The sequence below is a fragment of the Streptomyces violaceorubidus genome (assembly GCF_000717995.1).
Taxonomy (GTDB): domain Bacteria; phylum Actinomycetota; class Actinomycetes; order Streptomycetales; family Streptomycetaceae; genus Streptomyces; species Streptomyces violaceorubidus.
On sequence record NZ_JODM01000030.1, the window covers coordinates 46,834 to 69,596 of the forward strand.

15 protein-coding genes and 1 pseudogene are annotated in these 22,763 nt (G+C 73.5%); 10 read left to right on the plus strand and 6 right to left on the minus strand.

Annotated features, from left to right (window positions below; translation table 11 throughout):
• The first annotated feature begins 100 nt into the window (after nucleotides 1-100).
• The 5 genes from IE94_RS0128010 (at nucleotide 101) to IE94_RS0128030 (ending at nucleotide 6,329) form a co-directional block, all read left to right on the plus strand.
• Nucleotides 101-1,369 (plus strand): extracellular solute-binding protein, encoded by a 1,269-nt coding sequence (locus tag IE94_RS0128010; protein ID WP_030189637.1) that lies wholly within the window; start codon nucleotides 101-103, stop codon nucleotides 1,367-1,369.
• A 62-nt stretch (nucleotides 1,370-1,431) separates the two neighbouring features.
• Entirely contained in the window at nucleotides 1,432-2,364 is a 933-nt protein-coding gene (locus IE94_RS0128015) for a carbohydrate ABC transporter permease (protein WP_030189639.1), read from the plus strand.
• Entirely contained in the window at nucleotides 2,361-3,218 is an 858-nt protein-coding gene (locus IE94_RS0128020) for a carbohydrate ABC transporter permease (protein ID WP_030189641.1), read from the plus strand. The genes IE94_RS0128015 and IE94_RS0128020 overlap by 4 nt, the downstream gene beginning before the upstream one ends.
• A 76-nt stretch (nucleotides 3,219-3,294) precedes the next feature.
• Complete coding sequence (locus tag IE94_RS0128025; RefSeq protein ID WP_030189643.1) at nucleotides 3,295-4,911, plus strand: beta-N-acetylhexosaminidase; 1,617 nt, start codon at nucleotides 3,295-3,297, stop codon at nucleotides 4,909-4,911.
• Nucleotides 4,908-6,329, plus strand: coding sequence for a cellulose binding domain-containing protein (locus IE94_RS0128030; protein ID WP_030189645.1), 1,422 nt, complete (start codon nucleotides 4,908-4,910; stop codon nucleotides 6,327-6,329). The genes IE94_RS0128025 and IE94_RS0128030 overlap by 4 nt, the downstream gene beginning before the upstream one ends.
• Before the next feature lie 16 nt (nucleotides 6,330-6,345).
• Here IE94_RS0128030 and IE94_RS0128035 read toward each other — a convergent pair whose 3' ends face one another.
• Entirely contained in the window at nucleotides 6,346-6,567 is a 222-nt protein-coding gene (locus IE94_RS0128035) for a hypothetical protein (RefSeq protein ID WP_030189647.1), read from the minus strand.
• A gap of 191 nt (nucleotides 6,568-6,758) precedes the next feature.
• Here IE94_RS0128035 and IE94_RS38470 point away from each other — a divergent pair.
• From IE94_RS38470 to IE94_RS0128050, 4 genes and pseudogenes are all read left to right on the plus strand, one after another.
• Nucleotides 6,759-7,198, plus strand: a pseudogene (locus IE94_RS38470) (family 4 glycosyl hydrolase); the annotation flags it as partial.
• A 273-nt stretch (nucleotides 7,199-7,471) separates the two neighbouring features.
• On the plus strand, nucleotides 7,472-10,156 hold the full coding sequence (locus IE94_RS0128040; RefSeq protein ID WP_030189649.1) for a SpoIIE family protein phosphatase: 2,685 nt from the start codon (nucleotides 7,472-7,474) through the stop codon (nucleotides 10,154-10,156).
• Nucleotides 10,157-10,315: 159 nt separating this feature from the next.
• The gene (locus tag IE94_RS0128045; RefSeq protein ID WP_030189652.1) at nucleotides 10,316-11,491 is read left to right on the plus strand and encodes a M23 family metallopeptidase; all 1,176 of its coding nucleotides are present in this window, start codon (nucleotides 10,316-10,318) and stop codon (nucleotides 11,489-11,491) included.
• 28 nt (nucleotides 11,492-11,519) lie between these two features.
• Complete coding sequence (locus IE94_RS0128050) at nucleotides 11,520-13,052, plus strand: CYTH and CHAD domain-containing protein (protein WP_030189654.1); 1,533 nt, start codon at nucleotides 11,520-11,522, stop codon at nucleotides 13,050-13,052.
• Nucleotides 13,053-13,110: 58 nt separating this feature from the next.
• Here the strand turns inward: IE94_RS0128050 and IE94_RS0128055 are convergent, their stop codons facing one another.
• A complete protein-coding gene (locus IE94_RS0128055) occupies nucleotides 13,111-13,494 on the minus strand; it encodes a hypothetical protein (RefSeq protein WP_030189656.1) in 384 nt (127 codons plus the stop codon).
• A 210-nt stretch (nucleotides 13,495-13,704) separates the two neighbouring features.
• On the opposite strand from IE94_RS0128055, the gene IE94_RS0128060 reads away from it, so the two are divergent.
• Entirely contained in the window at nucleotides 13,705-16,251 is a 2,547-nt protein-coding gene (locus IE94_RS0128060; protein WP_030189658.1) for a discoidin domain-containing protein, read from the plus strand.
• A gap of 60 nt (nucleotides 16,252-16,311) precedes the next feature.
• Here the strand turns inward: IE94_RS0128060 and IE94_RS0128065 are convergent, their stop codons facing one another.
• The 4 genes from IE94_RS0128065 to IE94_RS0128080 all read right to left on the minus strand — a co-directional run bounded on the left by IE94_RS0128065 (nucleotide 16,312) and on the right by IE94_RS0128080 (nucleotide 22,376).
• Entirely contained in the window at nucleotides 16,312-19,686 is a 3,375-nt protein-coding gene (locus tag IE94_RS0128065) for a pyruvate carboxylase (protein WP_030189660.1), read from the minus strand.
• A 130-nt stretch (nucleotides 19,687-19,816) separates the two neighbouring features.
• Complete coding sequence (locus tag IE94_RS0128070; protein WP_030189662.1) at nucleotides 19,817-20,818, minus strand: ACP S-malonyltransferase; 1,002 nt, start codon at nucleotides 20,816-20,818, stop codon at nucleotides 19,817-19,819.
• Entirely contained in the window at nucleotides 20,815-22,101 is a 1,287-nt protein-coding gene (locus tag IE94_RS0128075) for a beta-ketoacyl-[acyl-carrier-protein] synthase family protein (protein ID WP_030189664.1), read from the minus strand. The genes IE94_RS0128070 and IE94_RS0128075 overlap by 4 nt, the downstream gene beginning before the upstream one ends.
• Entirely contained in the window at nucleotides 22,098-22,376 is a 279-nt protein-coding gene (locus IE94_RS0128080) for an acyl carrier protein (RefSeq protein ID WP_030189667.1), read from the minus strand. Before IE94_RS0128080 ends, IE94_RS0128075 begins: the two co-directional genes overlap by 4 nt.
• Nucleotides 22,377-22,763 lie beyond the last annotated feature (387 nt).

A 22,763-nucleotide genomic window follows, 5' to 3' on the forward strand; every position in this document is an offset into this window, starting at 1 on the left:
GGTCCATGCCACCTTCGACCAACGCCGACTGGTAAGTCCCGTGCCCCTTACTGGTCAAGTGCGGGTGCGTCGTCCCTTCCAGCTCTCCCAGAGGTGAACCGTGAAGTACCGTTCGCTCGCCCTGCTCTCCGCGCTGGTGCTCAGCGCCGGGCTCGCCGCCTGCTCCTCGTCCGGCGGCACCTCCGACGGTGCCGGGGACGGCAGGACCGCCCTCGACGTGTGGCTCATGCGCGACAGTGTCTCGGCACAGTTCCAGAAGGAGTTCGAGACGGGCTTCGAGAAGGCCCACCCCGACATCGACCTGAGGATCCAGATCCAGGAGTGGGAGGGCATCGGCGAGAAGGTGACCGCGGCACTGGCCGGCAACGACGCCCCGGACGTCATCGAGGTCGGCAACACCCAGGTCGCCCAGTACGCCCAGAGCGGCGGCCTCACCGACTTCTCGGACCGCGTCGGGGAACTGGGCGGCGGCGACTGGCTGGAGGGGCTCGCCGAGCCGGGCTCGTACGAGGGCAAGCAGTACGGCATTCCCTACTACGCGGCCAACCGGGTCGTCATCCACCGCACCGACCTGTTCGAGAAGGCCGGGATCGACGCGACGCGGATCAGGACCAGGGAGCAGTGGATCGCCGCCACCCGCAAGCTCGACGGGGGCGGGACCCAGGGCATCTACCTGCCGGGGCAGAACTGGTACGTGCTGTCCGGCTTCGTCTGGGACGAGGGCGGCGACCTGGCCGTGAAGTCCGGGGGCGGGTGGAAGGGCGGTCTCGACAGCCCGGGAGCGCTGCGGGCCATGGACTTCTACCGGCAGCTCCAGGCCCTCGGCAAGGGGCCCAAGGACTCGGACGAGGCCCAGCCGCCGCAGGCCGAGGTGATGGCGAAGGGGCAGGTCGCCCAGATCATCGCCGTGCCGGGCGGGGCCAAGGTCGTCGAGGAGAAGAACCCGGAACTCAAGGGAAAGCTCGGCTTCTTCCCGATCCCCGGCAAGACCGCCGACCGTCCGGGCGCCGTGTTCACCGGCGGTTCCGACCTGGTCGTCCCGGCCGTCGCCGCCCACCAGGAGGAGGCGTTCGCCCTCATCCGCGAACTGACGGGCGATGCCTGGCAGAAGAAGCTCGCCGTCGCCATGAGCTACGTACCGAACAAGACCACCCTGGCGGGCGCCGTCGCCGACGACCCGGGTACCGCGGCCATGGCGGCCGGTGCCGCCAACGGGCACGCCACTCCCAACACGCCCCAGTGGGCGGCGGTCGAGGCCAAGAACCCGATCAAGGAGTACATGACGGCCGTGCTCACCGGCGAGGACGCCGGGTCCGCGGCGGCCGAGGCCTCCCGGACCATCACCGAGACGCTGGGCAGCGACTCCTGACCACCGTCGGCCCCGACACCACGACCACGAACACGACCACGAACACGAGACCAGGAGGCGACGTGTCGACCGTCCGGGAGCGGAGCGTGCCGCGCGGCGCCGCGGGCCGGGGGACCCTCTGGCCGTACCTGCTCATCGCCCCCGCCGTGCTGGGCATGCTGTATCTGCTGCTCTATCCGCTGGCCCGCGCCGTGCTCATCTCCCTCCAGGACTTCCGACTGCGGCAACTCGTCCTGGGTGACGCCGACTTCGTCGGCCTGCGCAACTACCGCACGCTGCTCGGCGACCCGGAGTTCTGGGAGGTGGTGCGCCGGACCTTCGTGTTCATGGCGGTCGAGGTCGTCGCGATCATGGTGCTGTCCACGTTGGTCGCGCTGATGACCGAGCGGCTCGGGCGGGTGGCCAGGACCGTGGTGCTCAGCTCCCTGGTGCTGGTCTGGGCGGTGCCGGTGGTCGCGGCCACCACCGTGTTCCAGTGGCTGTTCCACTCCGAGTTCGGCATCGTCAACAAGGTCCTCACCGGTCTCGGGTTCGCGTCGTACGAGGGCTATCCCTGGTTCGCGCACGGCGCGGCCGCGTCCGGCATCGTGGTGGTCCTGATCGTCTGGCAGTCCGTGCCTTTCGCCGCGATCACGCTCTACTCGGCGCTGGTCACGGTGCCGGCGGAACTGTACGAGTCGGCCCGCATGGACGGCGCGGGCGCGGCGCGCGTCTTCCGATCCGTCACGTTCCCGCTGATCCGGCCGATCTTCATGCTGGTCCTGTCCCTCGAAGTGATCTGGACCTTCAAGGCGTTCGTGCAGATCTGGGTGATGACCCGCGGCGGACCGGGCGAGGCCACCACCATCCTGCCGGTGTACGCCGTGCAGACCGCGCTGGCCCGCCAGCGCTACGACCTGGGCTCCGCCGCCTCGATGCTCACGGTCCTGCTGATGAGCGGCGTGCTGGTCCTCTACTTCCGCCAACTGTTCCGTCAGGAGGGCGAGCAGCCGTGAGCACCCCGCGTCCCCGTCCCCCGGCGCGCCGCACGCTGCGCCGCCTCCCGCTGAACGCCGCCGCCGCGCTCACCGTCGTCGTCTGCCTCTTCCCCGTGTACTGGATGGTCACGACCGCGTTCAAACCGTCGACGGACATCCAGTCCTACGATCCCCGGCTGGTGCCCGGCGCCTGGACGTTCGAGCACTTCCGCAAGGCGGTCGGCGCCGACGGCTTCGCGCTGTTCTGGCGCAACAGCATCCTGGTCACCCTGAGTGCCGTCCTGCTCGCCCTGCTGGTCGCGCTGGGCGCCGCCTACGCCGTGGCCCGCATGCGCTGGCGCGGTCGCCGGCAGTTCATGCTGGCGGTGTTCGTCGCGCAGATGGCGCCCTGGGAGTCACTGATCATCCCGATCTACATCATCTCCCGCGACACCGGGATGCTCGACCGCCTTGTGACCCTGACCCTGATCTACTTCATGATCACGCTGCCGTTCACGGTGGTCGTACTGCGCGGCTTCATCGCGGGCATCCCGCCGGAGCTGGAGGAGGCGGCACAGGTCGACGGCTGCACCAGGGCCGGGGCGTTCCGCAGGGTGGCGTTCCCGCTGCTGGCCCCCGGGCTCATGGCCACCTCGCTGTTCGGCTTCATCACGGCTTGGAACGAGTTCACCTACGCCAACTTCCTCATCATCAAGCAGCAGGACAGCCGCACGCTGCCGGTGTGGCTCTCCTCGTTCCAGTCGACCTTCGGCACCGACTGGGGGGCCACCATGGCGGCCTCCACGCTCTTCGCGCTCCCCGCGCTGATCGTCTTCCTCGCCCTGCAACGGCATGTGACGGCCGGGCTGGCCTCGGGAGGCGTCAAGGGCTGACCGCGTCCGCCGTCCCGCTCGCCCGGCCCTTGTCTCCCCCTCACCGCCGCGCACCGCCGACCACCGGAGTCGCCCCGTGGACCTGCCACGCCCCGAACTGGCCCTCGTTCCCCGCCCCCGCCGCCTCTCCACCCGCTCCGGCCGCTTCCGCCTCGACGGCACGACCCGGCTGCGGGTCACCCCGGGGGCCGGTGCCGCCGCGGCCCTGCTGCGCACCCTCCTCGCCCCGGCCACCGGACTCCGCCTGGACTCCGCGCCCGACGGCTCCTTCGTGCTCGCCCTCGACCCGGCGCTGACCGGCCTCGGCGAGGAGGGGTACGGCCTGACCGTGAGCCCCCAGGGCGCCCTGCTGCGGGCCGCCCGCCCGGCCGGGCTGCTGCGCGGCGTGCAGACGGTGCGGCAACTCCTGCCCTACGACGCCCTGTCGGGGCGGCCGGTGCGCGGGGTGCCGTGGGAGCTGCCGGCCGTGGAGATCACCGACGTGCCCCGCCACTCCTGGCGCGGTTCCATGCTCGATGTCGCCCGGCACTTCCAGCCGGTCTCCTATCTGCGGCGCTACGTCGACCTGCTGGCGCTGCACAAGCTGAACGTCTTCCACCTCCACCTCACCGACGACCAGGGCTGGCGGATGCCGGTGGCCGCCCACCCCCGGCTCACCGAGGTCGGCGGCCGGCGCGCGGAGTCGATGGTGGGTCCGGCGGGCAGCGACCGGTTCGACGGTGTGCCGCACGGCGGCTCCTACACCCGTGCCGAGCTGCGGGACCTGGTCGCCTACGCGGCGGAGCGCGGTGTGAGCGTAGTGCCGGAGACCGGTCTGCCCGGGCACGTCCGCGCCGCCCTGGCCGCACACCCCGAGCTGGGCACCGACCCCACCCGTCGACTGGAGGTGTGGACGCACTGGGGCGTGTGCGAGAACGTGCTCGGCACCGGCGACCACGTCCTGGAGTTCTTCCGCGACGTCCTGGACGAGGTGATGGACGTCTTCCCCTCGCCCTACGTGCACCTCGGCGGGGACGAGGTCCCCACCGCGGAGTGGGAGCGCAGTCCGGCGGCGCGGGCCCGTGCCGCCCGTGAGGGGCTGGCGGGGCCCCGTGAGCTGCACCCCTGGTTCATCGCGCGGCTGTCCGAGCACCTGGTGCGCGCCGGCCGCAGGCCGGTGGTCTGGGCCGAGAGCGGGGTCGCCCTGCCCCTGGACTGCACGGTGATGAGCTGGCGCGAACCGGCGCACGCCCGGGCGGCGGCACTGCGCGGGCACCAGGTGGTGCACGCCGACCACCGCGCGACCTACTTCGACTACGCGCGCGGCACCGGGCCCGGGGAACCGCCCGCCCAGCCGGGAGTAGTCGTCGACCTGCGCGCCGTCCACGACGTGGACCTCGCGCCGCCGACCCGGGAGGCGGCGTCCCGGGTGCTGGGCGCCCAGGGCCAGTTGTGGACGGAGTTCGTGCGCACCCCCGAGCACGTCGAGTACCTCACCTTCCCCCGGCTGTGCGCGCTCGCCGACCGGGTCTGGGACGGCTCGTCGGGCTGGCGGGACTTCACGACCCGGCTGGCCGGGCACCGCGCCCGCCTGGACGCCCTGGACGTGCCGCACGCCGCCCCTCCGGCCGGGCTCCCCCTGTCGTTCCCCCACACCCCGCACCATCCGACGCTCCCGCACAGGCGGGAGCCGCGCCGAAAGGATCCCGCATGACGAACCGACCCACCTCAGGCCGCGCCCGCCTGGCGCTCGCCGTGGCCGTCGTCCTGGGCGGCGGTGCCCTCACCGCGCTCCCGGCCCAGGCCGCTCCCGCAGCCGACGGACTCGCCGTCCAGTACCGCACCAGCGCGGGCGGAGCCACCGCGGACCAGGCCGAACCCTGGTTCAAGGTCCGCAACACCGGCTCGTCCACCGTGCAGCTGAGCCAGGTGAAGATCCGCTACTACTTCAAGGCCGACTCCCCGAACGCCTCCTACCGCTTCGCGTGCTCCTGGGCGGTGCGCGGCTGCGCCGCCGTCACCGGCACCTTCGGCACCCTGGGCAACCCGACCGCGACCGCCGACCGCTACCTGGAGGTCGGCTTCACCTCGGCCGCCGGCACGCTGGCAACCGGGGCGGACACCGGCGACCTGCAACTGCGCTTCTACCAGAGCAACTGGCAGACGCTGCGGCAGAGCGACGACTACTCCTTCGACGGCGCCCGGACCTCGTACGCGAACTGGGACAAGGTGACCGCCCAACTGGCCGGTGCCACCGTCTGGGGTGCGGCTCCGCAGGGCAACGACCCCACCGATCCGACGGACCCCACGGACCCGCCCGGCGGCGGTCAGACCCTGTTCGACGACTTCGACTACGCCTCGCACACCGACCCCGCGATCTCGGCGCACGGCTGGAGCGTGCGCTCCAACTCCGGCGGGCCCGGCGTCCCCGGCGCCACCTGGGACCCCTCGAAGGTCACCTTCGTCTCGGCCGGCGGCAACACGGTGATGAACCTGGAGACGTCCACCGCCGGAACCGGCGCGTCCACCACGCAGACCGAGGTCCTGACCAAGTCCGTGAAGTTCAAGGACGGCACCTATGCGGCACGGGTCAAGTTCGCCGACGTGCCCAGGTCCGGGCCCGACGGGGACCATCTGGTGCAGACCTTCTTCACCATCAACGACCTCAAGGCGCCGATGGCCGACGACTACGCCGAGTACGACTTCGAGTACCTGCCGAACGGCGGGTGGGGCGAACCGGCGAACATCCTCTACACGACCTCCTGGGAGACCTACGACCCCGATCCCTGGCAGGCCGTCAACCAGCACTCCGAGCAGCGCAGCAGCTACGCCGGCTGGCACGACCTGGTCGTGACGATCGACGGCGGCGCCATCACCTACTACGTCGACGGGCAGCTGTTCGGCACGCACGACGCGCAGTACCTGCCGGAGCGGCCGATGTCGATCAACTTCAACCAGTGGCTGATCGACCTGAACGGCCAGACGTCGACGACCTGGCGCGCCTACGACCAGCAGGTGGACTACGTCCTGCACGTCAAGGACCGGGTGCTCACCCCGGCCGAGGTGGCCGCGAAGGTCGCCGGGTACCGCGCCGCCGGTACCGGGTTCGTGGACGAGGTGCCCGCCCCGTGAACCCTGGCGGGGACGGTCAGAACAGCCGCTCCTGACGGGCCGTGGGCCGTCCCCGCCGGTGGCGCGGCCGGGTGCCGGGTACGGGTGCCGTCTCGCCGAACAGCGGGGCGGTGCCGTACTCGTCGGGCTCGGCCGGGACGGTGGCGGGACCGGTGCCCACGTTGAGGACCAGCGGGGCGTCCCGGTCGAAGTCGCCCGGGGTCATCGCCACCCAGTCACGGTCCTGCCGCTCACCCACGCACCGACACCTCTCTCGCGCCGCCCGCCGCGACCACGCGACGCTACCAGCCCCGCGCGAGCTCCGTGATCACGGCTCCCACCCGGCCCGTATCCATCGTTCCCGGACCTCCGGGAACCGACGCATGCCGACGTCCTCGGGTCGGACCTGGCCCGGGTCGCCCGCAGCCCGAGACGCCGGTTTCGTCGCCGCGCCACGCGCCGGCGTGCGGGGCACCGCTCGCCGTCGAGGGCACCCGTGGAGTACGCCCCGCACATCCGGAGCATCGTGACGGGCACGCCCCGCACGGTCTGCGGCAACGTGCCGCACCACGGTCTGATCGAGAACCTCCCCGCCCGGGGCGCCGTCGAGGTGCGGTGCCTGGTCGACTCCGCGGGCGTCCGGCCCACCCGCGTCGGCGCGCCGCCCCCGCAGCCGGCGGCACTCGACCGGGCCTACCTCAGCACCGCCGACCTGGTGGCGCGGGCGACGACGGAGGACGACCCGCGACACCTCAGGCACGCGGCGATGGCCGACCCGGCGACGGGGGCGACCCTCAAGGGTCGAGGAGATCCGGCAGCTGTGCGACGAGATGGTCCGTGCTCACGGGGACCGGCTGGAGCCGGGACTGCGGGGCGCACTCGCCCACTGAGCGGACCGCCTCGCGGCCGCGCTGGTGCGGCCCCGCGTACGGGGGAGAACGCGGGGCCGCACCTGCAAGCTATCGGAGTAGTCCGCCGCCTGCCAGCCCCGGCGCCCGCCGGTCGGCGCCCACCTCGCGCACCCGACCGCCTCCCCCTCCCCTCTTCCCGGGCCTTTCGGCAGGTGGCTTCACCCGACCGGCGGACAGGAGCATCGCCGGGAGCGGGGCGCGCAGGACCGGCGCGCGCTGCGGGGCGGGCCGTGCGGGGCCCACACTGAGGTCATGGGTTACCCCGATCCGCCGCCGGCGGCGGTGTCACGGCGTTTTCCCGACGGGCCCCGGAGCGTGGCGGCGGCCCGTCGGTTCGTGCGGGCCGCGCTGGACGGTGCCCCGTCCGACCTGGTGGGAACGGCCCAGCTCCTGGTCAGCGAGCTGGTCACCAACGCGGTGCTGCACGCGCGCACCGAGGTCGAGGTGAGCGTGGCGCGCCTGGACGGCCGGGTGCGCGTACGGGTCGGGGACCGGCGGCCGAGCCGCGGCCTCGTACCGCAGCGCTGCTCGCCGTATTCCGGCACGGGTCAGGGGCTGACGCTGGTGGAGCAGCTGGCCTCCCGCTTCGGGACCCACGGCGGCGGGGCGGGCAAGACGGTGTGGTTCGAGCTGTGGCACGACGGTCCGGCGCCGCCGTCGGCCGGGTGGGAGACCACGGTGCCGCCGCGGCGCGCCGAACGGACGGTGACGCTCGTCGACATGCCGACCGCCCTGGAGTCCGCGTGCCGGCAGCACCGGCACGCGGTGCTGCGCGAGCTGACCTTCGCCGCGTCCGCGGGCGACCCCCTCGGGGTGCCCCCCGAGGATCTCGCGGCGGCCAACGACGTCAACAACGTGATCAGCGCCGGTGTGACGGCCGGTCTGGAGGAACAGGCCCCCGAGTCCGGTCTGCGCACCCTGCGCCTTGCGCTGTCGGCCGACGCCCTGCCGGCGGTGCGGACGCTGCGCCGCGTGCTCGCCCTGGCCGAGGCGAGGGCGCGGGAGGAGCAGCTGCTCACGCTTCCGGCCCTGCCGCGCGGCCGCGCCTTCCAGGACTGGCTCTTCGACGAGATCGTCGGGCAGCTGACCGGGGGCGGGCCCACCGCGTGGACCGTGATCGCCCGTGAGCCGGAGGTGAGCTCGGCCGAGCTGGTCCCGTGGGACGTGGGCCAGGTGCGGGCCAGCAGGATGCCGACCGTCGCCGCCGACGAGGGCAACCGGATCGTGGCGGCCAACGGGGCCGCGGCGGACCTGCTGGGCTGGGACCCCGACGACCTGGTCGGACGTCGTCTCACCACCCTCGTCCCCGAGCATCTGCGCGGCCGGCACACGGCGGCGTTCACCGCGATGCTGCTCACCGGCCGCACCCGCATCGTGGGGCGCTCGGTGCCCCTTCCGGCGCTGCACCGTGACGGCAGGCTGGTCCCGGTGCGGCTGTACATCCAGACGCAGGAGACGGCCGACGGCCGCACCGTCTTCGTCGCCCAGCTCGTCCCCCGGGCGACCACGTTCACCGACGGTCCACGCACTCCCGGCAGGATCCGGGAGGCGGCGGTCGGGGAGCCCGACGGAGGCCGGTCCCGGGCCGTTCCGGAGTCCGGAGGCGGGGCCGGGGCCGGGGCCGGGGCGGCCGGTGTCCGGGGCGGCATGGCGGCGCTGGACCGGCTCACCCTCCTGGCCGAACTCGCGGCGCAGCTCAACAACACGCTGGACCTGGACGAGGGGCTGCAACGCGCCGGCCGGCTGCTGACGCGGCGGCTGGCCGACTGGTGCGTGGTGGACCTGTTCACCGCCGACGCCCGGGTGGACCGGGTCTGTGTCGTCCACCGGGATCCCCGGGCCCTGCGTCCGGGGGCGTACGAGGGGACGCTCCCGGAGGTCTCCGAGGAGTCGCGGGGGCCGCTCGCCCGGGTGCTGCGCGGCGCCGGGCCCCTGCTGCTCACCGAGGCACCGCGGGCGGGCCAGACCGAGAGCGCGCTGGACAGGACGTATGCCGACCTGTTCCGGGAGCTGGGGGCGGGCAGCGCCGTCGTCGCCCCGCTGCGGGCCCGCCGCAAGATCTTCGGCGCCCTGACCCTGGTCCGCGCCTCGGGCGGGCGGCCGTTCACGGAGGAGGACCTCACGCTCGTCGACGACCTGGTGCACAGTCTCGCGCTGGGCGTGGACAACGTCCGCCTCTACCAGGACACCCGCTCCATCGCCGAACGGCTCCAGCGTTCGCTGCTGCCGGTGCTGCCGGAGGTCGAGGGGCTGCGGCTGGCCGCCCGCTACGCCGCCTCCTCGACCACCGCGCAGGTCGGCGGGGACTGGTACGACAGCTTCGTCCTGCCCGGCGGGAACACCGCGCTGGTCATCGGCGACGTGACGGGGCACGACCTGGACGCGGCCATCGCGATGAGCCAGTTGCGCAGCATGCTCCGCGGCATCGCGGTGGACCGCGAGGAGCCGCCCGCGGAGGTGCTGCGCCGGTTGGACCTGGCGAACCACAGCCTCCACCGGGAGGCGACCGGCACCTGCGTCTACGGCCTGATCAAGGGCCCTCCCGAGGGCCCCTGGGAGCTGACCCACTCCTCCGCCGGCCATCCGCCGCCGCTGCTCACCACCCGGGACGGCCACACCCGCTACCTCGACGGCGGTGCGGGCCTGCTCCTGGGCATGGACCCGTACGCGGCCCGGGGCACGGCCGTCGACGCGCTGCCGGCCCACTCGACGCTCCTGCTGTACACCGACGGACTCGTCGAGCGCCGCGACGAGCCCCTCGACAGCGCCCTGGACCGGCTGCGCCGACGCGCCGCCGATCTGGCCCGCGAGCCCCTGGAGACTTTCTGCGACGAGCTGTTGATCGGCCTGGGGGCGGACAACGCGGACGACATCGCGGTCCTCGCGGTCCGTCCCTCGCCGCCCTCGGCCGCGGGGCCCGGGTCGCCCCGGGGGTGACGGCCGGGACAGGTCGTCGTCCGTGTGCCCCGGCCGGGCGGACGGGCGCCGTGGGCCGTGCCCGTTCGGGCATCTCCTTCTGCCTCCACGGCTCCTGACGACCCCACCGGGGCGGCGATAGCGTCCCCGCGTGAGCATCACGTCCCGGCGAGCGGCCAGATGAACGACGAGCGGCTGACCGTGGCGCAGACGGCCGCCGACACGGGCGCCCCACCGGCAGCAGACCAGCCGGAGCCGGCGCAGCAGCCGGAGCCGCATGAGCAGCCGGAGCCACTGGATCCGCCGGAGCGGGCCCGCGGGCGAAAGCGCCGGGGGCCGGGGCCCGTCACCCTGTTGCTGCTGCCGGCGCTCCTGACCGTCACCGGAGTGGCCGCCTTCCTCGCCCTCGGCGGACTGCCCGATACCGGGTCCGAGGACTCCGAGGCGGGCGCGTCCGCCGGGGCCGACATCGATCCGTCCTACGTCCCGTGGCTGCGCAGGGCCGCCTCGGCCTGCACCGTGCTGGAGCCGTCCGTGCTCGCCGCGCAGATCGACCAGCTCTCGGGCTGGAGCGACGACTCGGACGAACTCTCGGGGCAGAAGGGCATCGCCGCCTTCACCGACAGCGAGTGGCGGGCCTGGGGCAAGGACGACGACGGCAACGGGCACTCCTCCCCCCGCGACCCGGCGGACGCCATCATGGCCCTGGGCCGGCGGGACTGCTCCCTGGCGAAGAAGGTGACCGAACTGCGCACCGAGGGCCGGGTCAACGGCGACCTCGTGGAGCTGACCCTCGCCGCGTACGCCGCGGGAACGGACTCCGTCACCGAGGCGGGGCGGGTGCCCGCGGAGGCGAAGACGTACCTCGACGAGGTCCAGGCCCTGGTGCCGCGTTACGAGGCCCTCGACCGGGAGGACTCCGCGGGCGCGGGCGGGCCCGCCGGTGCCCTGCTGACCGCTCCGGTGAGCCCGCTCACCATCACCTCGCCCTTCGGTTCGCGCCAGCACCCGCTGACCGGGGTGACCAAGCTGCACACCGGCGTGGACTTCGCCGCGCCGCAGGGCGCGCAGGTCGTGGCGGCGCGGCGGGGCCGCGTCGTGTTCGCCGCGCTCACCAGCGCGTACGGCAACCGGATCGTGATCGACCACGGGACCATCCAGGGCAAGCGGGTGGAGACGACCTACAGCCACCTCTCCGCCCTGGGCGTGGCCGCGGGGCAGAGTGTGGAGGCCGGGGCACAGATCGGACGGGTCGGGTCCACCGGCCTGTCCACCGGTCCCCACCTGCATTTCGAGGTCATCCTCGACGGGTACTACACCGATCCGCGCCCCTGGGTCGTGCCGGAGGGGGTTTGATCCGGCGGATCGTGTCGAAGACCTCAACATGACCCAGTCGAAGCGCGAGACAGAGCGGAAGTACGAGCCTGCCTCCGGCGGCGTCGCCGGACTGCCCGACCTCAGCGGCGTCGGCCCCGTCGCCTCGGTCACCACGGCCGGGCCCGAGGAACTCGACGCGGTGTACCACGACACCGTGGATCTGCGGCTCGCCGGTTCCTCGGTCACGCTGCGCCGCCGGACGGGGGGACCCGACGCGGGGTGGCACCTGAAGCTGCCGCTCGCCGGGGACACCCGCGAGGAGGTGTGGGCCCCGCTGTCCGACGACGTGCCCGGGGCGCTGCGCGAACTGGTGCTGTCCCGCACACGGGGCGCCGAGCTGCGTCCGGTCGTGCGCGTCCGGTCCACCCGGACCGTGCGGCGGCTGTGCGACGCGGACGGCAGGGTGCTCGCCGAGCTGAGCCTCGACGAGGTGCGCGCGGACGCGGCGGCGGGTGGCGGTGGCCGCGCCGAGTGGGGCGAGCTGGAGGTCGAACTCGCCGACGGCGTCCACGCCGGGCTGCTGGACCTCGTGGAGAAGAAGCTCCGCAAAAAGGGCATCGCGCGCGCCGACAGCCCGTCCAAGCTCGCCCGCGCGCTGCGGGACACCGGCGTGGGCGGCGCGGCCGTGCGGCGGCCGGACGCCGGGGTGGTCGCCGGGTCCTGTGGCGCGTATGTGCTCGCCTATCTGCGGGCGCAGGTGGGCACCCTGGTGGCCCTCGATCCGGCGGTCCGCCGTGAACTGCCCGACGCGGTGCACCGGATGCGGGTCGCCTGCCGCCGACTGCGCGCTTGTCTGCGCTCGTACCGGTCGGTGCTGGAGCGGCGGGTCACCGACCCGGTGCGCGCGGAACTGCGGTGGCTGGCGGGTGAGCTGGGTGCCGCGCGCGACCAGGAGGTGCTGCGGGAACGGGTCGGCGCCGCGCTGGACGGGCTCCCCGACGACCTGGTGCTCGGTCCCGTGGCCGCCCGGCTGCGGGCGTGGGAGGTGTCCGGGGAGGTCGACGTGCGGTCCCGGACGCGTGAGGCCCTGGGAAGCGAGCGCTACCTGCGTCTCCTGGACGCGCTGGACGAACTGGTGGCGCGCCCGCCCCTGCGCGCCAAGGCGTCGGGCAAGCCGGCCCGGACCATGGCCCGGGCGGTGCTCAAGGAGTACGGCCGTCTCGCCGGGAGGATGCAGGAGGCGCTCGCGCTGCCGGCCGGCCGGTCGCGGGAGGCGGGGCTGCACGAGGCACGCAAGGCGGCCAAGAAGCTCCGCTACGCGGCCGAGGTCGCGCGTCCCGCGCTCGGCAAGCCGGTCGCCCGGCTCGGCAGGCGTGCCAAGGCGGTGCAGCGACTGCTCGGCGAGCACCAGGACGCCGTGGTCGCCCAGGACACCTTGCGCGCGTTGGCGGTGGCCGCCCACGGGGCGGGTGAGTCAGCGTTCACCTGGGGACTGCTGCACGGCCTCGAACGGGCGGGGGCACAGGCCCGGCGGCAGGAGCTGCCCGAGGTGTGGCGGGCGGCGTCGGATCCCGCGCTGCGGGCGCCGCTCGAACACTGAACGGCGGTGCTTCACGGGCGAGTCGGCCGCTTGGTGTGCCCTGCGCCCCGGTCCGCCCTCACGCCGCGCGCGCCCGCTCCGGCAGTGCCCGCGTCGGCGCCGCCGGGGCGCGCGTGGCACTGACCCGGTAGGTGATCCGGTCCGGGTCGGCGAGTGGCTCGCCGAGTACGATCCGGCCGGCGGCGTGCAGCGCGTCGCACTCGGCGGTCGGCAGCGCCGCGTAGCAACCGCCCCGGCCGGTGGCGGAGTCCAGCGGGCGCCAGTAGCTGTATCTGCGCCGCCCGTCGGCCCGCACGGTGACGAAGACGGGGGTGCGCGCGTCGGTCACGATGCGCAGGACCTCGCTCTCGGCGGCACCGGCCCGGGCGGGGCGCCCGGCAGCACGGAAGTCGGCGGTGTGCACACGGGCGGTGTGCGGGCGGGCGGCGGCGGTGAGCGGCATCGGCGGTGGCCTTTCCAGGTCAGTGACTCGAGAACGCCTACCCGGTCCGGCCGGTGTTGATCTCGATGGACCGCATTCTTGCGCACGGCACTGACAACTCCTGTCCGGAGTCTTGCCGGATCAATGACTCACCACTTAAATCACACCTTGAACTAAGCCGCTGCGTCAGGCGGTTGACCGGTCCTGTCCGCATCCCGAGAAAGCGCCCGCATGAGACTGAGATCTTTGGGTGTCGCGCTCGTCGCCACGGCGGCGCTCGTCACCCTGCCCGCCCCGATGACGGCCACCGCGGCCGACACCCCCCTCTCCCAGGGCCGGACGGCCACGTCGTCGTCGGCCGAGAACGCCTCGACGCCGTCCGGCAACGCCGTCGACGGCAACACCGCCACCCGGTGGTCGTCGGCCGCGAGCGACGACCAGTGGCTCCAGGTCGACCTCGGCGCCACCGCCTCCGTCACCCGGGTGGTGCTCGACTGGGAGGCGGCCTACGGCAAGGACTACAAGATCCAGCTGTCCCAGGACGGGAGCACCTGGACCGACGCGAAGACGGTCACCGGCGGCGACGGCGGCACCGACGCGCTCGACGTCTCGGGCCAGGGCCGCTACGTCCGCATGCAGGGCGTCCACCGGGCCACCCCCTGGGGCTACTCCCTGTGGGAGTTCCAGGTCTTCGGCACCACCGGCGGCACCGCGCCGGGCGGTGCGTGCGACACCGCCAACGCCGCGCAGGGCAGGCCCGCCTCCGCCTCCTCCGTGGAGAACGCCGGGACCCCCGCCGCCGCTGCCTTCGACGGCGACCCCGGCACCCGCTGGTCCAGCCAGGCCGCCGACCCGCAGTGGCTGCGGGTGGACCTGGGCGCCGTACGGGACCTGTGCGGGGTGGACCTGAACTGGGAGGCCGCCCACGCCAAGGACTTCCGGATCGAGGCCTCCTCGGACGGGCAGAACTGGCAGACGCTGAAGAGCGTCACCGGTGCCACCGGCGGCAAAGTCTCCTACGAGGTCGGCGGCTCCGGCCGCTACGTCCGCGTGTACGGCACCGCCCGCGCCACCGGCTACGGCTACTCGCTGTGGGAGGTCGCCGTGCACACCGGCACCACCGGCACTCCCCCCGTCGAGGGCGGCGGCGACCTGGGGCCGAACGTCATCGTCGTGGACCCCTCCACGCCCAACCTCCAGCAGAGGTTCGACCAGGTCTTCGCCCAGCAGGAGTCCAGCCAGTTCGGCAGCGGGCGCTACCAGTTCCTGCTGAAGCCGGGCACCTACAACGGCATCAACGCGCAGCTCGGCTTCTACACCTCCCTCTCCGGTCTCGGTCTCAACCCGGACGACACACAGATCAACGGTGACGTCACCGTGGACGCGGGCTGGTTCAACGGCAACGCCACCCAGAACTTCTGGCGTTCGGCCGAGAACCTCGCCATCACGCCGTCCAACGGCACCGACCGCTGGGCGGTCGCCCAGGCCGCCCCGTTCCGCCGGATCCACGTCAAGGGCGGCCTCAACCTCGCCCCCAACGGCTACGGTTGGGCCTCCGGCGGCTACATCGCCGACTCGAAGATCGACGGCACGGTCGGCCCCTACTCCCAGCAGCAGTGGTACACCCGGGACAGCTCGGTCGGCGGCTGGACCAACGGCGTCTGGAACATGACGTTCACGGGTGTCGAGGGCGCACCGGCGGGCAACTTCGAGACCGGCCCGTACACCACGCTCGACACCACGCCGGTCTCCCGCGAGAAGCCCTTCCTCTACCTGGACGGCAACGAGTACAAGGTGCGCGTGCCCGCCAAACGAACGGGTGCCCGCGGCGTGTCCTGGCCCGCCAACGCGGGCGGCACCTCCCTGCCGCTCAGTCAGTTCTACGTCGTCAAGCCCGGCGCGACGGCGGCGACCATCAACGCCGCGCTCGACCAGGGCCTCAACCTGCTGTTCACGCCGGGTGTCTACCACATCGACCGGACCATCGAGGTCGACCGGGCGAACACCGTCGTGCTGGGCCTCGGGCTGGCCACGATCATCCCGGACGGCGGCGTCGACGCCATGCACGTGGCCGACGTCGACGGCGTCCGGCTCGCGGGCTTCCTCATCGACGCCGGACCGGTGAACTCCGACACGCTGCTGCGCATCGGGACGCCGGGCGGGAGCGCGGACCACGCCGCCAACCCGACGACCATGCAGGACGTGTTCATCCGCGTCGGCGGCGCGGGACCGGGCAGGGCGACCGACTCCGTCGTGGTCGAGAGCGACGACGTGGTCATCGACCACACCTGGATCTGGCGGGCCGACCACGGCGAGGGCGTCGGCTGGGAGACCAACCGCGCCGACTACGGCCTCAGGGTCAACGGGGACGACGTCCTCGCGACCGGACTGTTCGTCGAGCACTTCAACAAGTACGACGTCTACTGGAGCGGGGAGCGCGGGCGGACCATCTTCTTCCAGAACGAGAAGGCCTACGACGCCCCGAACGAGGCCGCCATCACCCACGACGGCATCGTCGGCTACGCGGCCTACAAGGTCGCCGACTCGGTGAACGTGCACGACGCGGTGGCGCTCGGCAGTTACTGCAACTACACGTCCGACCCGACGATCGTCCAGCACCACGGGTTCCAGGTGCCGGTCAAGTCGGGGGTGCGGATGCGCAACCTCCAGGTGATCTCGCTCGGCGGCAAGGGCCAGTACCGCCATGTCGTCAACGACACCGGCGCGGCCACGTCGGGGACGGACACCGTGCCGTCCAAGGTCGTCCAGTTCCCCTGAGGGGACGACGCGCCCCGCAGCGGAGCGGGGCGCGTCACCCGTGGGCCGGGGCCCGTGTCCTCAGGCGAGTTGGACGAGCAGGTCGCCGCCCTCGACCTGCTGGATGCGGTTGATGGCGAGCCGGGTCACCGTACCGGCCTTGGGGGCGGTGATGGATGCCTCCATCTTCATCGCCTCGATGGTGGCGACGGTGGCACCGGCCTCCACCTCGTCGCCCTCGGCGACGGCGAGGGTCACCACGCCGGCGAAGGGCGCCGCGACCTGGCCGGCGTCCGTCCGGTCGGCCTTCTCCGTCACCGGGACGTCCGAGGCCGCCGAGCGGTCGCGGACCTGGATCGGGCGGAGCTGTCCGTTCAGTGAGGACATCACGGTGCGCATGCCGCGTTCGTCGGCGTCGCCCACCGCCTGCAACTCGATGAGCAGCCGGACGCCGGGGTCGAGGTCGACGGTGTACTCCTTGCCCGGCCGAAGTCCGTAGAAGAAGTCCTTGCTGTCGAGGACGCTGGTGTCGCCGAACGAGGCCCGGTGGGTGTCGAACTCGCGGGCCGGTCCCGGGAACAGCAGCCGGTTGAGGGTCGCCCGGCGGTCCTTGTCCAGACCGGTGCGGTCGTCCTCGGACAGTGCGGCGGGCGGCTTGGCCCCGGCGCGGCCCCGCAGCGCCTTGCTGCGGAACGGCTCGGGCCAGCCGCCCGGCGGGGTGCCCAGCTCGCCGCGCAGGAAGCCGACCACGGAGTCCGGGATGTCGAACCGGTCCGGTTCCGCCTCGAAGTCCGCCGGGGAGACACCGGCGCCCACCAGGTGCAGGGCCAGGTCGCCGACGACCTTGGAGGACGGGGTGACCTTCACCAGGCGGCCCAGCATCCGGTCGGCGGCGGCGTACATGGCCTCGATGTCCTCGAAGCGGTCGCCGAGCCCGAGCGCGACGGCCTGGGTGCGCAGGTTGGAGAGTTGGCCGCCGGGGATCTCGTGGTGGTAGACCCGGCCGGTCGGAGAGGCCAGGCCCGCCTCGAAGGGCGCGTAGACCTTGCGGACGCTCTCCCAGTACGGCTCCAGGTCGCCCACGGCCTGGAGGTCCAGCCCGGTGGGCCGCTCGGTGTGGTCGGTGGCGGCCACGATCGCCGACAGCGACGGCTGCGAGGTGGTCCCGGCCATGGACGCCACCGCGCCGTCGACGGCGTCCGCGCCGGCCTGGATCGCGGCCAGGTAGGTGGCGAGCTGACCGCCGGTGGTGTCGTGGGTGTGCAGGTGGACCGGCAGGTCGAACTCCCGGCGCAGCGCGGTCACCAGCGTCGCGGCGGCCGGGGCCCGCAGCAGGCCGGCCATGTCCTTGACGGCCAGCACGTGCGCGCCGGCGTTCACGATCCGCTCGGCCAGCCGCAGGTAGTAGTCGAGGGTGTAGAGCCGCTCGGAGGGGTCGGACAGGTCGGCGGTGTAGCACAGCGCGACCTCGGCGACGGCGGTGCCGGTCTGCCGTACGGCCTCGATGGCGGGCCGCATCTGCTCGACGTCGTTGAGGGCGTCGAAGACGCGGAAGACGTCGATGCCGGTGGCGGCGGCCTCCTGCACGAAGGCGTCGGTCACCTCGGTGGGGTACGGGGTATAGCCCACGGTGTTGCGGCCGCGCAGCAGCATCTGGAGGCAGATGTTGGGCACCGCCTCCCGCAGGGCGGCCAGCCGCTCCCAGGGGTCCTCGGCGAGGAAGCGCAGGGCGACGTCGTAGGTGGCGCCGCCCCAGCACTCCAGGGACAGCAGCTGGGGCAGGGTGCGGGCGACAACGGGCGCCACGGCGAGCATGTCCTTGGTGCGCACCCGGGTGGCGAGCAGCGACTGGTGGGCGTCGCGGAAGGTGGTGTCGGTGACGCCGATGGTGGAGGACTCGCGCAGCCGGCGGGCGAAGCCCTCGGGGCCCAGTTCGGCCAGCAACTGGCGGGAACCGGAGGGGGGTTCACCGGCCGGCAGGGGCGGCAGCTTGGTCAGCGGGTCGATCAGCTCGGGGCGCTCGCCGTGCGGCTTGTTCACGGTGACGTCGGCGAGGTAGGTCAGCAGCTTGGTGCCGCGGTCGGCGGAGTGCCGGGCGGTGAGCAGGTGCGGGCGCCGCTCGATGAACGAGGTGGTGACCCGGCCGGCCTGGAAGTCCGGGTCGTCCAGCACCGCCTGGAGGAAGGGGATGTTGGTGGCGACGCCGCGGATGCGGAACTCGGCGACCGCGCGCCGGGCGCGGTTGACGGCGGTGGTGAAGTCCCGTCCCCGGCAGGAAAGCTTGACCAGCATCGAGTCGAAGTGGGCGCTGATCTCCGTACCGGCGTGGGTGGTGCCGCCGTCGAGGCGGATGCCGGAGCCGCCCGGCGAGCGGTACGCGCTGATCCGGCCGGTGTCCGGGCGGAAGCCGTTGGCCGGGTCCTCGGTGGTGATGCGGCACTGGAGTGCGGCACCGCGCAGGGTGACGCTCTCCTGGGCAAGGCCGAGGTCGGCGAGCGACTCCCCGGCGGCGATGCGCAGTTGGGACTGGACCAGGTCGACGTCGGTGACCTCTTCGGTGACCGTGTGCTCGACCTGGATACGGGGGTTCATCTCGATGAAGACGTGGTTGCCGTCCCGGTCGACGAGGAACTCCACGGTGCCGGCGTTGCGGTAGCCGATCTGCCGGGCGAAGTTCACGGCGTCGGCGCAGATCCGCTCCCGCAGCCCGGGGTCGAGGTTGGGTGCGGGCGCCAGCTCGATGACCTTCTGGTGGCGGCGCTGCACCGAGCAGTCCCGCTCGAAGAGGTGGATGACGTCGCCCTCGCCGTCGGCGAGGATCTGGACCTCGATGTGGCGGGGTTCGACGACCGCCTTCTCCAGGAAGACCGTGGAGTCGCCGAAGGCGGAGGCGGCCTCGCGGGAGGCGGCCTCGATGGCCTCGCGCAGCTGGGCGGGCTCCTCGACCCGGCGCATGCCGCGCCCGCCGCCGCCCGCGACCGCCTTGACGAACACGGGGAAACCGACGTCGTCGGCGGCGCGCACGAGTGCGTCCACGTCGGTGGAGGGCGCCGAGGAGCCGAGCACCGGTACGCCGGCCTCCCGGGCGGCGGCCACGGCCCGTGCCTTGTTGCCGGTCAGTTCCAGGATCCGGGCGCTGGGTCCGACGAAGGTGATCCCGGCCTCTTCGCAGGCACGGGCCAGCTCGGGGTTCTCGGACAGGAACCCGTATCCCGGGTAGACGGCGTCGGCCCCCGCGCGGCGGGCGGCGCGGACGATCTCCTCCACGGAGAGGTACGCGCGCACCGGATGCCCCGGCTCCCCGATCTCGTAGGCCTCGTCGGCCTTGAGCCGGTGCAGCGAGTTGCGGTCCTCGTGCGGGAAGACGGCGACGGTGCGCGCGCCGAGCTCGTAGCCCGCACGGAACGCACGGATCGCGATCTCACCGCGGTTGGCGACCAGCACCTTGCGGAACATTCTTGATCCCTTCAGCCTGCCGGGTGACGAGACCATGGTGTCGGCGCCGCCCTCGGTACGCCATGTGAGCCGGGCCACTCCCGGCTCCCTCATGAAGGCGCGCCACCGCCGTCGGGTCAAGGGGCCCTCGTCACCGCAGGGCGGCGGTCAGACGGTGGCGGATGCGGTCGACGCCGACGGGGGTGCGGGAGGGGGCGGCGGTGGTGCAGTCCGGCAGACCGGCCCTGGCCAGGGTGCTCAGCAGCGCCCTGGGTCCGCTGTCGAGGTAGGTGGTGAAACCGGCCAGGCGCAGCGCGCGCAGGGTCCGGTGGAAGGCGAGCGGCTCGCAGAGGTGGGCGGCGGCCGCCGTGCGCAGCTGGGCCGGGGTGCGGGCGGCCCTGGACGTGGTGGCCGTGTACACGGGGAGGGTGGGCGGGGCGACGGGCTGTGCGCGCAGCAGGCGCCGGAAGGTCCGGTGGACCTCGGTGAGGAGGGGGTGGTGGTAGGCGGTGCGGCTGGTCAGCACGGTGGCGCGGCGGCCGAGCGCCCGGGCGGTGCGACGGAGGGCGGCCAACTGGTCGTCGGGTCCGGCCAGGACCGTCTGGCCGGGCGCGTTGCGGGCGGCGATGCGTACCTGCGGCAGGTCCTCGGCGCCCAGCAGGTCGGTCGCCAGCTCGGGGGTCAGGTCGGTGGCCAGCAGGCCCGCCGCCGGGAGTGCCGCGTCGCGCAGCAGCCGGTCGCGCACGTGCAGCAGCCGGACGCCCTGTTCGAGGGTGATGACGCCGGCCACGGTGAGCGCCGCGAGGTCGCCCACGCTGTGGCCGAGCACCGCGTGGACGGGCGGCGCGGCGAGGTCGAGCAGGACGGTGGCGGAGGCGACCACGGCGGCGTAGGTGGCCAGGTCGAAGGCCAGGGGGTCGCTGCGCACCAGGTGGCCGGGCTCGGGCGCCGCGGCGTCGGTGAGGAGGCGGCCGACGGGTGTGCGGGTGCCGCCGAGTGCGCTGCCGTGGGCGTCCACCGTCCGCAGCACCCGCGAGACGGACGGGACCTCGCTGAGGTGTCGCAGGGCGCCGGGGAGGTAGGCCCCCTGGCCGGGGCACATCAGCACGGTGCGTGGTGTGCCGCCGGTGGGGGCCTGGGGGTCCTTCCTCATGAGGCGTCGGCGAAGGCGAGCGCGACGTTGTGCCCGCCGAAGCCCATGCTCGTGGTGACGGCGGCGAGGGGTCCTCGGGGCAGGGCCGCCGGGTCGCGGCCGACGACGTTCAGGCCGATCTCGGGGTCGACCCGTTCGAGGCTGCACGCGGGCGGTGCCGTCCTCTCCCTCAGGGCGAGGACGGTGAGGACGGCCTCGATGGCTCCGGCGGCCCCGAGGGTGTGCCCGAAGGCGGCCTTGGTGGCACTGACCGCCACGTCCCGCACCGCCTTGTCGAAGACGCTGTGCAGCGCCTGTGCCTCACCGAGGTCGCCGAGCGGTGTGGAGGTCGCGTGGGCGTTGACGTGCCGGACCTGCTCCGGGACCAGCCCCGCGTCGCGCAACGCGGCGCCGACGGCCGCCGCGCAGCCGGTACCGCCGGGCGCGGGCTGGGCCACGTGGTGGCTGTCGTTGGTGATGCCCGCCCCGGTCAGCCTGCCGTGCACAGCGGCGCCGCGGGCGGCGGCGTGCGCGGCGCTCTCGACGACGAGCATGCCGGCGCCCTCGCCCATCACGAAGCCGTCCCGGTCGGCGTCGAAGGGCCTGGAGGCGCCCTTGGGGTCGTCGTGGCGCCGGGAGAGGGCCTGGAGCCGCGCGAATCCGGCGAGGGCCAGCGGATGCAGCGCGGCCTCGGCGCCGCCCGCGACCACGATGTCCGCGCGGCCGTCCCGGATCAGGTCGAGGGCCTGGGCGAGGGCCTCGGCGCCGGAGGCGCAGGCACTGACGGGGGTGTGCACACCGGCCTTGGCTCCTACCATCAGCCCCACTTCGGCGGCCGGGTGGTTGGGCAGCATGACCGGGATGGTGCGCGGGCTCACCCGTCCGGCGCCCTGTGTCTGAAGGCGCCGGTTCTGCTCCAGGATGCTGGTGAGGCCGCCCAGCCCCACCCCGACGACCACGGCCACCCGCGAGCCGCCCGCGGCGAGCGCCTGCAGGTCGGGGAACCCCGCGTCGCGCACGGCCTCACGGGCGGCGACGAGGGCGAACTGGGCGGCGCGGTCGCAGTGCGCCGCCTTGGCGGACGACAGGACCGTCTTGGGGTCGACCGCTGCCGGGGCCGCGAGATAGACCTGCGCCGGCCCTTCCGGCTCCGCGAAGTCGACGCGCTCGACGCCGCACACGCCGTCCAGCAGGGCCCGCCAGGTGGAGGGGGTGTCGCCGCCCAGCGCGGTGGTCAGTCCCAGCCCCGTGACGAGGGCGGACCGGTCCTCGGGGGCGGGGTCGGCGGCGTGCCGTGGGCTCACGCGGTGCCGCCCGCGGGGGCGGCGACGGCCTCGGCGAGGTGGGCGGCGATCTGCCGCACCGTGGTGAGCCGGTCCGCCTGCTCCTGGGGCACCTCGATCTGCCAGCGGTCCTCGATCGCGGCGACCAGTTCCAGCCGGGCCAGCGAGTCGACGCCCAGGTCGTCCTGGAGGGAGGAGTCGGGCTCGATCTCCTCCACGGTCAGGTCCTCGACCGTGGCGGCCAGCAGGTCCCGCAGTTCGTCGATCAGCTGTCGTTCGTCGGCGGTGGACGGCATGTCCGGTACCTCCTTGGTCGGTGCGCGGCGCGCCCGGGGCGGTGGGCGGGAGGACCCGGTCTCCTCGGGCGCGCCGGCGGTGTCCGGCGACCTGCCGGTGCACGCCGACAGGCTGTCCGGCCGTCCGGCACGGCAATCGCCGGGCACGGGGTGACGGCGGAGCACCGGGGGCACGGGACGGGCTCCTGTGAGCACCCGTGTCCGCCCTTCACGTTGAAGCGCCCCGGTGCGGACCGAGGGTGGCGAGCGGCGTGTGCGTAAGGGGGCGGGCGGGGCCGCCGCGGTGCCGGCATGCTTCCTCAACGGACTTTGGCGGCTCTTTTAAGGCTTTCTGAAGATGACCTTCGAACGGGCGTTTCCACGCCGGCCGGGTCCTAGGCTCTCGAA